The sequence below is a fragment of the ANME-2 cluster archaeon genome, assembly GCA_014237145.1.
GTDB lineage: Archaea > Halobacteriota > Methanosarcinia > Methanosarcinales > Methanocomedenaceae > Methanocomedens_A.
The window spans coordinates 20,240-33,200 of the sequence record JAAXOC010000061.1; the positions used below are offsets into that span (position 1 = coordinate 20,240).

The window sequence follows — 12,961 nt, forward strand, 5'->3', positions numbered from 1 at the left end:
ATTTATTTTCGCATCGGTGGGAGCCTGCAAAGTTTCGAGCTTAGCTGTGCGTGTACCCTGATAATGTCATATTTAGTCAACAGTCCGGATAGTATGGTGGGGTCATCCCTGTCCACAACAGGTAGTCTCCCGATATTGTTATCCAGCAATTTCCTTAAAGCTTTTTCAAGATTCTCATCTTCATAGGTCACGATCAGCGAGCGGGTCATGATATCACCGGCAGTTACACTGTCCCTTTCATCGGTGGGGACTTTTTCCGCATCTTCAAAGGTCACCATACCGACCAGCTCCAGGTTATCCAGGACAGGATACCCCAGATGACCGTATTTATGGATGAGGTTCAGTACTGTCTGAATCTTTGTGGCAGGGTCGATTGTTATGATATCGCTACTCATAGCTTCCTTTGCCGTTACTAGTTCCAGCACATCTATTGTCATCTCGCGGCGGTGGGCAGGGGAGTCCATCCTTGTAGCCACCTGCTTTTCATATATGGACCATCTGCCTGACAGAACATATGCCAGGGTGGAGGCAAGCATAAGGGGGGGCAGCAGGTTGTAGTTGCCTGAAAGTTCTGATACCATTATTATTGCGGCGATGGGTGTTTTTGCCACACCTGCGAGCAGGGCTGCCGTCCCGACCAGCACAAAGGTAGCTGGCTGCAATACTATAGTGGGGAACAAAGTATGGAAGGTCAGTCCCAGCACGCCGCCCAGCATTGCCCCTATCACCAGTGAGGGACCAAACACACCACCGCTGCCCCCGCTGCTGATTGTGAAGGATGTGGCAAGGATCTTGGCAAATACCAGTAGCAACATAAGCCCTACTACAAGTTGCTGGTCTATGGCCTGCTGGATGAGCCCGTACCCTACGCCCAGGCTTTCGGGTACGAAAAATGCAAGGATGCCAAGCAAAAAGCCGCCGATGGCAGGCCTGTAATGCCGGGGGATGGTCAATCTGTTGAAGATGTTCCTCATGCCGTAGAAGATATGTACATAAAAGATACCAACGGCTGCACATGCGATACCAAGCAGTGCATAGAAAACAAGTTCGTATGGATGGGTGAACTGGTAATTAGGCATGATGAACAGGGAGCCCCAGCCGAACACTGAGCAGAATATGGAATAGGCGATGGTGGACGAGATAAAGGCGGGCACGATGCCCTCTGATTCCGAACCCTGCCTGTACAGTACTTCGATTGCGAATATTGCGCCGCCAAGTGGGGCCTTGAATATGCTGCCCACACCGGCAGCCATGCCGCATATCACGAGAATGCGGCGGTCCCGGTCAGTGAGGTGGAGCCTGGTGGCAAGTATGGAACCGAAACCTGCACTGATCTGGGCTATGGGTCCTTCCCTGCCTGCGCTTCCTCCGGAACCGATGGTTATCATGGATGTCAGTGCTTTGATAAAGGGGACCCGGGTCCTGATCACACCCTGTTTCTGGTGGTAGGAATCGATAACCGAATCGGTGCCGTGCCCTTCGGCCTCGGGGGCAAAGCGGTACACCAGATAGCCTGCAAGCAGTCCGCCGAGCATGGGGAGCAGTATTAATAATAAACGGTTGGGTTCGCCTGTAACAACGGGCAGGAGGTCAACATCACCTCTTGGGGTAATTGGAAAATATCCGCCGATGCCTCCTAATAGGTAATAGGTGGCGTAATACAGGCCTGAATAGAATATGATGGCAACAATTCCGCCCACAATACCTACAAGGATGCTGAGGGCTGTCCATCTCTGGACTTCTTTCAGGTCGAGTTCACGTATTATTTCATGTATCTTGCTGCTGAGGTCCATTTTGATCACACCGGCCAGGGGGTGTGAAAGGTTGGTGAATTTGTGTAGTGGATAATGAATTCAGTTGGTAATTGGTGTTTTAGAAATGACTGTCGATTTTTTCCTGGAATAAAAGAATTTGCAGTACCCGTTTGTTCAACCTTCTTTGATTTTTCAGGTGTTATTAATACAGTATGAGTAATAAGGTTAATGCATTACAAAACTGTGGAATTTATTTGGTTGTTAAATTTGTTGTGAAAATGGCATTTTCAGTATTCCCTTCAAATTAAATGGTAATTGATCATAGTGCTCTGAATTTTGAGACACAGATTTCACTGATTACACAGATTGATAGTGGTTGTGAAAATCAGTGTAATTTATGTCTACATTAATCTTGCATTTGACCATACTTTTTGAAGTGGATACCATTTTCATGCTTATGGGTGTCCCGAAGGCTCATGAATGTTCCAGATCTTCAGATTATTTTAGGGATGGTTATTTTCGTATAATATCTCCTGATGTGAATATTTTATCTTAGTGGAGCCGGAGATTTGTTCTATTGTTTATTCCAGAATATTAACAAAACCACAATTTTATATAATATCTTTGTTAAAATGGTTGCTATGAAACTTGAAAAGGGTTTGGAGTTGCTAAAAGAAAAGGTTCAGGAAGAATTGGCTGGTAAACCATTAGTAGCATATAAGCGCAGGAGGTGAAAGAATGAATGAAGCAGAGTAAATTCCCAAAAGGATGGGATGAAGAAAGGGTACACAAAGTTCTGGCCCATTATGAAAAACAAACAGAAGAGGAAGCCTTAGCCGAGGATGAGACAGCCTATAAAGACAGAACCCAGACTACAATAGATGTTCCTGTTGAATTAGTTCCTGCTGTCAGAGAACTTATCGCAAAGCATCAGACATCACAGCATCCGAAGACAACGGCAGATAACAGCGGATAAAGGAGAAATCAAAGAGAACTTTTTGGATTCTCTGGCAGAAGAAACAAAAAAACGTCTTGACACCAACACAACAATCAAATTTGATGTATCGACAGTATTTGAAGATGTGTTCAATGAAGAGAGAAAGGAATGGCAAATAGTTGCTTTTATGGATTACTATGAACTTATTGAGAAATTGATTGATAGAAAAATCTGAGTTATTTATAGCCAAATCGATACACGCCCTTAAACCAAAAATATGAACCTACAAGACCTCATCAAAACTGGAGAATCCAACACCGTCGAATTCAAAGAAAAATTCGATGAGCAAACCATTGAATCAGCAGTAGCTTTCGCTAACACAAAGGGCGGCATAATCTTCATAGGTGTATCTGATAAAAACAATATCAAAGGCATAAAAGTTGGAAAAGAAACACTCAACCAGTGGACAAATCAAATTTCTCAAAGCACAGACCCCCGCATAATACCTGAACTGGAAAAGATCAAAGTCGATGGAAAAACTGTCATAGCAGTGAAAATTAAAGAAAATCCAATCAAACCCATATCAAAAAAAGGCAGATGCCTCAAAAGAGTGGACAGTAGCAATCGTGCCATGAGTGCGCAGGAAGTGGCACAGATGCACCTGCATTCCACAGGAATGAGCTGGGACAAATATCTAGCAAAAGATGCCAGCCTTGAAGATATTGATCTAGATGACGGGGTTGTGGTGAATTATGCGAAGTTTGAGGGGTTGTGGGGAAGATATGAGTATGGATAAAAAAAGTATCGCACAGTTCTCTGATATCCTCGGGGATAAACTCTTGGATGAAACAAAGGCGAAAGCAGCTTATTATAGAATCCTTCCTGACAGTATCCAAAATGTGGATGAAGAACAAGGCTCAGAAATTCAATGGACAGTACTGGTATTATCAGCATCGTGTGGATGATGATTTATGATATGCAGAAATTGTGAGAAGTGGGACAAGAACTAAATAAATACGGTGAGCAATAATGGCAATACCCATAAGCGTTAAACAGTTAATTGAGGGCAACTTGATCGAGTCTGAACGGATTGAATTAAAAAAAGGTTTTAATCCAGAAGCAATTCTTCATTCAATGTGCGCTTTTGCCAATGATTTTAACAACTGGGGTGGAGGATATATTTTATTGGGTGTGTCGGATAATCACGACATAATTGGCCTGGAAGAAAAGCAGGTTGACAGCATTATGAAACAACTTCTAAATTTATCGAACAAATTACAATAACCCTATTTTCCGATCATTGAGCCTGTCAGGCATTCAGGTAAAATGGTTATTGTTTTATATTGTCCGGGAGGGCCTGCACGACCCTATAAGGCACCAAAAGCACTAGGCAGGAAATCCGAATATATGTATTATATCAGACATTCATCAGCAACAGTTATTGCAAACACAGAAGAGGAAAAAGAATTAATTGGGATGTCCAATCAAATCCCTTATGATGACCGGATAAACCCTCATGCATCTATTGAAGACCTTGACTTACAATTGATGAAAGTTTTTTTACGTGATATAAATTCAAATTTAAACCCCAATACTTTGAGTTTTGAAGATATGTGCAGAAGCCTGAATATTGTTGACGGTCCAAAAGAATATTTAAAGCCTAAAAATGTCGGGCTTTTGATGTTTTCGCAAAATCCTGAAAAATATATTAAGACTCCATGGATTGAAGTAACTGTTTTTCATGACAGGGTAGGCGATAAATTCGAAGAAGAAAAGTTTGAAGGGCCTATTTCATCTCAAATAAAAATGGCATTGCAGTATATAAGAAATGCTGCTATTCGCGAAAGAGTCCAAAAAATAAACACACAGGCAGAAGCAATACGATTTTTCACATATCCTTATACTGCAATTGAAGAATCGCTAGTAAATGCAGTATATCATAAGAGCTACGAAATTGATGCACCAGTTGAAGTCAGGATCGAGCTTGACAGAATCGATATAATAAGCTATCCCGGTCCTCTTCCTCCGTTAAATAAAGATAATATTAATGATGAGATCGTAATATCAAAACGATACCGAAATCGACGAATTGGAGATTTTTTAAAAGAGTTAAGATTGACTGAAGGTAAAAATACCGGTTTTAGAAAAATAAGGGCTGCGATGAAATACAATGGCTCGCCAAAACAAGTTTTCATAACTGATGAAGAGCGGGTGCAGTTTATCACGCGGTTATTGATACATCCGGATTTTAAAAAAGAGCCGATAACTGAGCCACTAAATGAGCCACTAAATGAGCCACTAAAAAGTGATCAAATTTTTGAATTTATTAAATTGAATCCGAACTGCAAGAGGAAAGATATAGAAAAAAATACGAAAATCCCTCTTGGTACATTAAAACGATATTTGCAAGAATTAATAGGGGATGGCAAAATCAAAAAGGAAGGCTCTGATAAAACAGGTGGATATGTAATTTTAGGTGAATAGTATGGATTATTTACCGAATAATATAGAAGATGGATATGAGTATGCCGTTACTATTGTAAGAAAAATTGTATCGTATGAAAAGGATCGAAGATATCAAAAAGGGGAAACGTACTCTCATAGCAGTTACTTCAAAAGTGCTTAGTATAGAATAGATTACAATACAGTAGCAGGGATATCTGAAAACTATGATCTTATTGAGAAACTGATCGACAAACGAATTTGAGTGTAGTCGAAAATCCAAATAGATACACCATTTCAAATCAAAATCATGAACCTACAAGACCTCATCAAAACCGGAGAATCCGACACCGTCGGATTTAAAGAAAAATTCGATGAGCGAACCATTGAATCAGCAGTAGCTTTTATACAAAATGAGGTAGAATAGATGACTAACTCGATCACCCAACTGGTCTCCATGCCAGAGGGCAAGACGTTGGAGTTTAAGCGCGATATTTCCTCACCCAAAAACATGCTCAAAACGCTGGTGGCTTTTGCCAACACTGCCGGAGGGCGCTTAGTAATCGGAGTGGAGGATGAATCCAGAGGTTATAGGTGAGGATCCGCTGGATGAAGAAGAGCGTATATGCAATTTAATCGCTGACAGTATCAGGCCGCGATTGGTGCCCAGTGTGGAGCTGCTCTCCTTTAAGGATAAGACCTTGATATTGTGATTGCGGTGAATCATACGAAGTTTGAGGGGCTGATAGAGCCCGTTGGACAACTTAACTTATATATAAAAAGAAGGAACGATGAAGGAAGATAAGGAAATAAATTTCGCCTGGTTTAAGAAAGGGGCTACCCTTAGTGATAAGTCCGCTCGAAACGAATTTGGGCTTACACAGGAGGAAATTATTGAGGGCATTGAGGATGGCAAACTACATTACCGCATAAATAGTGTATTTGGGAACCCATATTATAAGCTGATCAGAAGTGAAGTGGAAACATTTGTAGCTGAAAAATATGGAAGCAACTACCTAAAGGAGTATGAAATCAAGAAAAAGTTGGCACTGGCCAACAAAAAATTTAAGAAGTTGAAAACCCAAGTTGCCTCCCTGGAACAAAGAAAAGCTGAACTGTTAGCTAATCTTGATAACCTTGAAAATAACGATTAGGAGTCATGTAAATGGAAAAGAACTATCATTGTAACTGTAAATCCGGATGTAAAAATAACCGGTGTGCCTGTTTCAAAAATCATGAACCATGTGATGACAAATGTGGATGCACTGACTGCCAGAATCCGTTCAATGAAATAGATGTGGAAAACTATTCAACCTGTGCTCTTGAAAATATCAATATTGTTAAAGCCCTGTCACAGGAAGAATTAGATGAGGAACATGAATTGCCATGCGGCTGTGAAACAGTTAAATTGAAAGATTTATTAAATGAATATGAATGCAAAGAATGCATGGAGGTGTACTGGTATTCATTTTGCTGGAATGCGGTGGTTCAAGATAATTGTACATGGCATTGTGAAACATGCGGAGAATGTAAAGATTGGAGAGAATGGCACTGCGAAATATGTAATAAATGCACATATGGGGTAACACTACCCTGTGAACACTGTGGTAAAAAAGGACCTTATCAGGATATGGTTTAAATATACAAAACGCAGAGAAAACCGCCCGGATACATTTGAATTGCGATATACATGATGCAACAAATACTACATTCAGCCAGAACCCACCTCGAAGGCACACCCAGCGCAGGCCATGACATCACCCACACCCTGCGGGTAAGGGACCTGTGCCTCCATATCAGCAGCATCGAAGGAGGCGACCCCGAGATACTGGAAGCCTCAGCCCTGCTCCACGATATCGGGCGTCCCGCCGAACTAAAGGACCCAAGCACTGACCACGCTGCCCTCTCCGCACAACTATCCCCCGGTATACTTGACAGGGCAGGCTTTCCTGCAAAAAAAATACCGGCCGTGGTCTATGCCATTGCCAACCACCGTTACAGTTCAGGTATAACACCGGACAGCCTGGAAGCAAGGATACTCCAGGACGCTGACAGGCTGGATATTTCAGGTGCAGTAGGTGCGGCCATGACATTTGCCTATTCGGGCGCCCACAACCACAGGCTGTACCATCCTGATGACCCCCTGGCCAGCCAGCGGGAGCCAGACGGGAAAGAATATGCACTGGACCATATCCTCACAAAACTAATGCTGCTGCCCGGGTCCATGTATACAGATACTGCCAGGGGAATGGCAGAGGAAAGGAACAGGTTCCTGCAAACTTTCGTGGACCAGTTCATATACGAGATCAATACCGGCAGAGGGCCTGGAAATGGGTAAACCCGTAACTCCCCTGCTCACAGTGGACATAATAATCCTGCTGGAGGGAAAGCTCGTACTGATACAGCGCATGAATCCACCTTTCCGAGGGCAGTGGGCACTGCCTGGCGGATTCGTAGATGTGGGGGAAACAGTGGAAGATGCAGCTACCAGGGAGGCAAAGGAGGAGACCGGGCTTGATGTGGAATTGAATGGGCTGGCGGGTGTGTTCTCAGACCCCAACCGGGACCCCAGGGGTCATACTGTGACCATCTGCTTCACAGCAACCGGGCATGGCAGCCTGGAAGCTTCGTCAGATGCAAGGGATACGGCATTGTTCGACCCGGATGATCTGCCGCCGCTGGCCTTTGACCACGAGAAGATCATCCATACTGCAGCAGATCAGATCAGGCTTCTTCTTCAAGGGCAGAGTTGATCCGGCGCAGCACATCAACCATTAAGTTCTGAACACCTTCGGTATGGTCGCCATCGGGTGGCGTGTCTTCCATATCCAGCAGAATGCCGATATTTTTCGTCATATTGGTAATGATCTCCAGCATTTCCTCCTTGGTGATGAGGCCACTGTAATAAGAGTAGAACAAGGTAGTGCCGGAGCGCTCAAGTTTCCTCTTGAACGATGCCCGGGCATTGGATACCTCCTGCCTGGAATAGGGTTCATTGAAGAACGGTACCAGGTCAGGCAGGTTCTGCCCGATCCAGGTCATCTCACTACGGCCATGTACGTTCTTAAAATCAGCACACAGCCTGGCAATCACCCACTCACGGGCAGTGAAATGAGTGGTCTTTTTCAATAGGCGTGTGACCTCAGAATGGTCATTCTTATCGATCTTCTTGAATTTTTCATATTTGTACATATAAATTTCCTATTGTATAACAACCAATGTATTACATTCTGTATTACTTCACATGATTTAAATAATTTCCAGATAGCTTTTGGGTTCTGATGAAAATCCTAATTCCCATTGACGGGTCTGCAGGTTCAAAAACAGCAGCAAAGGTAGGTTTAAGGATCGCTAAAACCCACTCTGCTAACATTATTTTATTGCATGTAATAAGTGCAACAGGACAAAAAAGAAAAAAATGGATGGAGGAGGGAGCAAAGAAACTTCTATCCGTCTATAAGGATGCCATGGTTGGAGCAGGCATAGATGCTGGCAATATTACTACTTTCATCGAAGAGGGAGACCCGGCTGAGCAGATAGTGGAGACTGCAGAATTAAGGGGTATGGACAGGATCGTGATAGGGACGCATGTCAAGACCGGGCTCAAGAAGCTGACCGGAAGCGTTACCGAAAAGGTGCTGCGCCATTCCAGGGTGCTGGTGCTGGTTGTGCCTCCAAAATTTGAAATAAAATGAAACCGTATTCAATCTGGCAGGGGTGAAATATTATGGATAAGCCGTATCTGGCTGCTGTTGATATCGGTGGGACAAAGATAACAGTTAGCATTGCGGACATAAGCAGGATACTGGTCAAGGTGTACCAACCTGTGCATCTTGAGGGTGACAACCTGGCAGTACCAGCACAGGTAGATTTCCTGGTTGGGCATGCCTGTGAGCAGATTGGTATCGAAAGGGATGAAATTACCGCACTCGGGGTCAGCACCTGCGGTCCCTTTGGAATACGGGATGGCGAACTTGTGCTGGTGGCACCCAACCTGTGTGGTGGGCTTGCAAATGAGCGGGGGATCATACCAAATGACTGGACTGAGATTCCGCTGCAAAGGGAACTGTCCCGGATATACAATAATATCCACATCGAGAACGATGGCATCTCGGCTGTTACAGCCGAAAGGATGTTCGGTGCCGGCAAGGGCGAGGACAACGTCATCTATATCACCTGGAGCACAGGTATCGGTAGCGGAGCCTATATTGACGGGAGACTTATCAGGGGTAAGAACGGAAATGCACCACATATCGGCCACATCTATCTGGTAGATGATGGACCCAGGTGCGGTTGCGGGAATTTCGGGGATATGGAAGCCCTGGCTTCGGGTGTAGCAATTGCCAGGGATTACAAGAGCAGAGTAACTGCCGTGGATATGACATCTGAGGGTGTGACGGCTGAAAGTGTGACGACTGAAGGTATGACGGCTGAAGGTGTGATGGCTGAAGGTGTGACGGCTGAAGGTGTGACGGCTGAAGGTGTGATGGCTGAAGGTGTGACGGCTGAGAATGTGACAGCTGAGGATGTATTCAACCTGTTTCGTAAGGGCGACCCCAAGGCAGAGTCAGTGATCACTAATGCCGCAAGGTATTTCGCAAGGGGGCTGGTTTCCATTAACGCTATCCTGGACACACGGGTGTTTATTATCGGCGGGAGTGTGTTCATGAACAACAGGCATATCCTGCTGCCCTTGGTAAAGGAAGAGTTCTACAAGTCATTCCCGGCCCTGTCAAAGGATGTGGAGTTCAGGCCATCCGCACTTGACAGCTACCTGGGCGACCTGGCAGCCCTTTGCCTTGTCATGCCTGATGACTGGGTGCGGCAGTGGCAGCAAAAACGGCCGTGGGAGTTTGCTCCTGAGCCGATTGTACTGGGTACCAATTCAGCGTTGAAATAAATGGTAACTGTTTAGGTATGTTGTAAGTAAGGTGAGATCAAAAGGTACGGATAAGACAATAACTATTTTCGTTGTATCATAAAACCATAGAAATAATCAAATTGTGACTATCCAGATCTGTATATATACAGACCTGTATACCTTGAAACACTCCTTTCTTATTCAAGCCAAAACTAAACATCGCCAACAGATAAAATGAAGGACTGGAAAAAATCACTCCTCCATTGATACAATCCCCTCATACCACTCACTCCACCGCCGGTACACTTCAACCATATCCACACTCCCGTCCCATTCCTGCAACTCATTCACCAGCAGCCAGAACATATTATTAGCCTGCCCAACCGCATCTGCTTCCACCAGTTCAGGTTTATTCTCACCGGCTTTGGCTATTGCCCCTTTGATATTCGCCCTCATCTTGATATTCAGCAGCACCTCGTCAATGCTTATGCCCCACTTATCAGCGATCCTGCCTATCAGTTCAGACTGTCCCATATCCAGCAGGTCGGTGGGCTCGATGTTGTCAGTAGCAGCATTAAACTTCATCAGGTCATTGAAGGACGTACTTGCACCATCCCAGTTGGCAGTAGTAACCTCAGAGACCTGCACCAGCCGCTTCTTTTTGCGCATACTACCGCTGATCCTGATATTAGAGCACACGACAATCGCATCCGTAGCCCTGAATGACTGTTCGGGCACGCCCAGCGCACCAACGATACGTTCATACACGGTCTGGGTTGATGCACCATGTATTGTGCCAAGCACCGAATTGCCGGCAGTGCCTACCTGCATGGCCTCGTATAGTATCCTGGCTTCAGGTCCCCTTACCTCACCTATGACCAGCGTGGAATTTCCCAGGCGCAGTGCCGCCCTCAATGCAGTATCGGGCGCGATCTCAGATTCAGAGCCGCCAACAGCCGAGCGGGTGTTCATACCCTGCACTTTCCAGCCCAGGCGCTGCAGCTCCCGTATCGGCAGTTCAGGTGTATCCTCAATTGTCAGGATGCGGTACTTCTGGGGCACTTCCAGCAGCATGGCTGACAGCAATGAAGTCTTGCCCGCACCCACACCGCCTGCTATCAGTATGGATGAATGTCCGTCAACCAAAAAGCTCAACAGTCCTGCAGCCAGCGGTGTCATTGAGCCTTCATTGATGAGTTTGGGCAGGGTCCATGGAGTCCGGGCATGTTTTCGAAACGCATATGCCAGGCCGCCTGAACTCAGCGGATTGCCTATGCATGATACCCTGGCTTTGTACTCGGCCAGGTCCATATCAAGGATAGGGTTCGCCTCCCCGAAGGGGCGGCCGCTCAGTGCCCTGAAGCGTGAGATCATGGCATCAACGTCATCCTGGGACAGGTAGATGTTGCTGGAGCACTCTTCCCCCTCGATAACCACATGGACCGGGTTGGAATCCACAGGCGCATTGATGTATACATCCGTGATCCTTGCATCGGACAGCACATCTTCCAGGATACCCAATCCAGTGGTGTATTTTGCCAGGATGTCAGAGAACATTGATATCTGGTCTGCTTTTAGTTTAATACCAGTGTGCTTTGCTTCATCTGAAAGCAATTGCTGGCTGCGCCGCCTGAAATATTCACGGCTGTTGGCAGGGTCTGCAAAATTCAGGTCATCAGGGCGGTGGCGCATCAGGTGCGAGCGTACAGATTCAAGCAATTCCAGTTCCTCAGGACGTAGGTTGTATTCTAATGGGATAAGGAAGTACAGGCTCTCGGGCCTGTCCGATAAGCTGTAAATTGACACCTGCATCAACCGGCCGCCACTGCGTCCTACATCATACCCTTCCAGAAAAACAGCGTTGTCAGGCGGTTCTGTATAGATGCGGGATGTGGAGAACCCGGGCCTGGTATATGGTTTGATGGCCTGGGTGTAAAATTGATCAACAGGAAGGCGGGCATCCATGCTTTCTTTTATACCGTCGACACAGTTACTCATCCTGGTGAGCATATGGATATAATCACCAGTACATGCATGCCCCTGTCCTTGCTCATCGTTATGACAGACGGCACCTGAGTCCACTTGCGCTGCAAGCATGGTGTATGCCTTTACAGGGTCATGTAGTCCTGTTTCGAGTACACCGGATATGAACTCCTGGCGCGCAGGAAGGCATTTCCCGCATACGGCTGGCACTTGACTGTCGCTAAACACCCTGAGGTTGTCAATGAACCCTGCCAGCAGGTATAGCAGCCTGAGACTTTCTCCCTCATAATCCCGGTCGTAGAGGTGGGAGAGTACCAGCCTGTCTACCATGGGTTCATTGATCATTATCCGGAATATGTTCTTGCGGCAGTGCGGATCGTCAAGACCTGAGTAACCCTCGGTACAGCCTTTGCAATCTATTATCAGGGATTTTTGGCTATCTGAAAGACGGGTCTTATAAGTGCAAAGGCTTTTATCTGGTTTTTTCTTTGAAAATAATCTACTGAAGGCGTTGTTATTCGTGTTTTTGGTTCCCTCTGTGTTCAATTGCAAGCACTCCACAAAATTCGGGTGGTTGTTAGATATTAGCTGGCTATATTAAGTTTGCTGAATTGCAAGAGAGACTTTTTATTATTTTCCGAAGCTGATAGACATTTAAAATTAAGTTGTCTAGTTACTATTTAAAATTTATTACATAATAAATAATAAACTTTATATAATATATGACCTATATTATAATGTATGGCAAAAGGTAATCAGTCTATCAATAAATCACTTGCAAAGGACGTAGAAAATGGTCATATTGTCCAGGAATTGCCCCAAGTTGAATTTGGAGGTCGGATGTGCTCGTTATTCACCCCCATCTCTCCCCCTCATTGTATTATCTGTAAAAGTTCCTTGAAACCAAACAAATACTATGATCGATTCGCAATTTCAAGCTATGGCATCATACGATGCCCAGTTACATATTGGATATGTTCAAAT

The 12,961-nt window shown here is 45.0% G+C and carries 15 protein-coding genes and 1 pseudogene; 13 read left to right on the plus strand and 3 right to left on the minus strand.

Annotation, left to right across the window (positions count from 1 at the left end):
* Positions 1-2: 2 nt before the first annotated feature.
* Entirely contained in the window at positions 3-1,793 is a 1,791-nt protein-coding gene (locus HF974_07970; protein ID MBC2698255.1) for a CBS domain-containing protein, read from the minus strand.
* Positions 1,794-2,496: 703 nt separating this feature from the next.
* Here HF974_07970 and HF974_07975 point away from each other — a divergent pair.
* From HF974_07975 to HF974_08025, 11 genes and pseudogenes are all read left to right on the plus strand, one after another.
* Positions 2,497-2,730 carry a hypothetical protein gene (locus HF974_07975; protein ID MBC2698256.1) on the plus strand — a complete coding sequence of 78 codons (234 nt, stop codon included), beginning with the start codon at positions 2,497-2,499 and terminating at the stop codon, positions 2,728-2,730.
* Between the two features lie 22 nt (positions 2,731-2,752).
* Positions 2,753-2,926 (plus strand): hypothetical protein, encoded by a 174-nt coding sequence (locus HF974_07980; protein ID MBC2698257.1) that lies wholly within the window; start codon positions 2,753-2,755, stop codon positions 2,924-2,926.
* Positions 2,927-2,968: 42 nt separating this feature from the next.
* Entirely contained in the window at positions 2,969-3,487 is a 519-nt protein-coding gene (locus tag HF974_07985; protein MBC2698258.1) for an ATP-binding protein, read from the plus strand.
* On the plus strand, positions 3,480-3,656 hold the full coding sequence (locus HF974_07990; protein MBC2698259.1) for a hypothetical protein: 177 nt from the start codon (positions 3,480-3,482) through the stop codon (positions 3,654-3,656). Before HF974_07985 ends, HF974_07990 begins: the two co-directional genes overlap by 8 nt.
* A gap of 64 nt (positions 3,657-3,720) precedes the next feature.
* On the plus strand, positions 3,721-3,975 hold the full coding sequence (locus tag HF974_07995; protein MBC2698260.1) for an ATP-binding protein: 255 nt from the start codon (positions 3,721-3,723) through the stop codon (positions 3,973-3,975).
* Between the two features lie 42 nt (positions 3,976-4,017).
* Positions 4,018-5,175, plus strand: a complete 1,158-nt coding sequence (locus HF974_08000) for an AAA family ATPase (protein ID MBC2698261.1) — start codon at positions 4,018-4,020, stop codon at positions 5,173-5,175.
* A 385-nt stretch (positions 5,176-5,560) separates the two neighbouring features.
* Positions 5,561-5,846 (plus strand): annotated as a pseudogene (locus HF974_08005) (ATP-binding protein).
* Positions 5,847-5,924: 78 nt separating this feature from the next.
* A complete protein-coding gene (locus tag HF974_08010) occupies positions 5,925-6,287 on the plus strand; it encodes a hypothetical protein (protein MBC2698262.1) in 363 nt (120 codons plus the stop codon).
* Between the two features lie 11 nt (positions 6,288-6,298).
* Positions 6,299-6,772, plus strand: coding sequence for a hypothetical protein (locus tag HF974_08015; protein MBC2698263.1), 474 nt, complete (start codon positions 6,299-6,301; stop codon positions 6,770-6,772).
* A gap of 51 nt (positions 6,773-6,823) precedes the next feature.
* The gene (locus HF974_08020) at positions 6,824-7,471 is read left to right on the plus strand and encodes an HD domain-containing protein (protein MBC2698264.1); all 648 of its coding nucleotides are present in this window, start codon (positions 6,824-6,826) and stop codon (positions 7,469-7,471) included.
* Positions 7,464-7,886, plus strand: a complete 423-nt coding sequence (locus HF974_08025; GenBank protein ID MBC2698265.1) for an NUDIX hydrolase — start codon at positions 7,464-7,466, stop codon at positions 7,884-7,886. Before HF974_08020 ends, HF974_08025 begins: the two co-directional genes overlap by 8 nt.
* On the opposite strand, the gene HF974_08030 is transcribed toward HF974_08025, so the two are convergent.
* Positions 7,858-8,325, minus strand: a complete 468-nt coding sequence (locus HF974_08030) for a hypothetical protein (protein MBC2698266.1) — start codon at positions 8,323-8,325, stop codon at positions 7,858-7,860. The two genes, HF974_08025 and HF974_08030, sit on opposite strands and share 29 nt — an antisense overlap.
* Positions 8,326-8,414: 89 nt before the next feature.
* On the opposite strand from HF974_08030, the gene HF974_08035 reads away from it, so the two are divergent.
* Together HF974_08035 and HF974_08040 are read left to right on the plus strand one after the other, a co-directional pair.
* On the plus strand, positions 8,415-8,828 hold the full coding sequence (locus tag HF974_08035) for a universal stress protein (protein ID MBC2698267.1): 414 nt from the start codon (positions 8,415-8,417) through the stop codon (positions 8,826-8,828).
* A 32-nt stretch (positions 8,829-8,860) separates the two neighbouring features.
* The gene (locus HF974_08040; GenBank protein ID MBC2698268.1) at positions 8,861-10,033 is read left to right on the plus strand and encodes an ROK family protein; all 1,173 of its coding nucleotides are present in this window, start codon (positions 8,861-8,863) and stop codon (positions 10,031-10,033) included.
* 213 nt (positions 10,034-10,246) lie between these two features.
* Here HF974_08040 and HF974_08045 read toward each other — a convergent pair whose 3' ends face one another.
* A complete protein-coding gene (locus HF974_08045) occupies positions 10,247-12,322 on the minus strand; it encodes a type II/IV secretion system ATPase subunit (protein ID MBC2698269.1) in 2,076 nt (691 codons plus the stop codon).
* Positions 12,323-12,961: the final 639 nt, after the last annotated feature.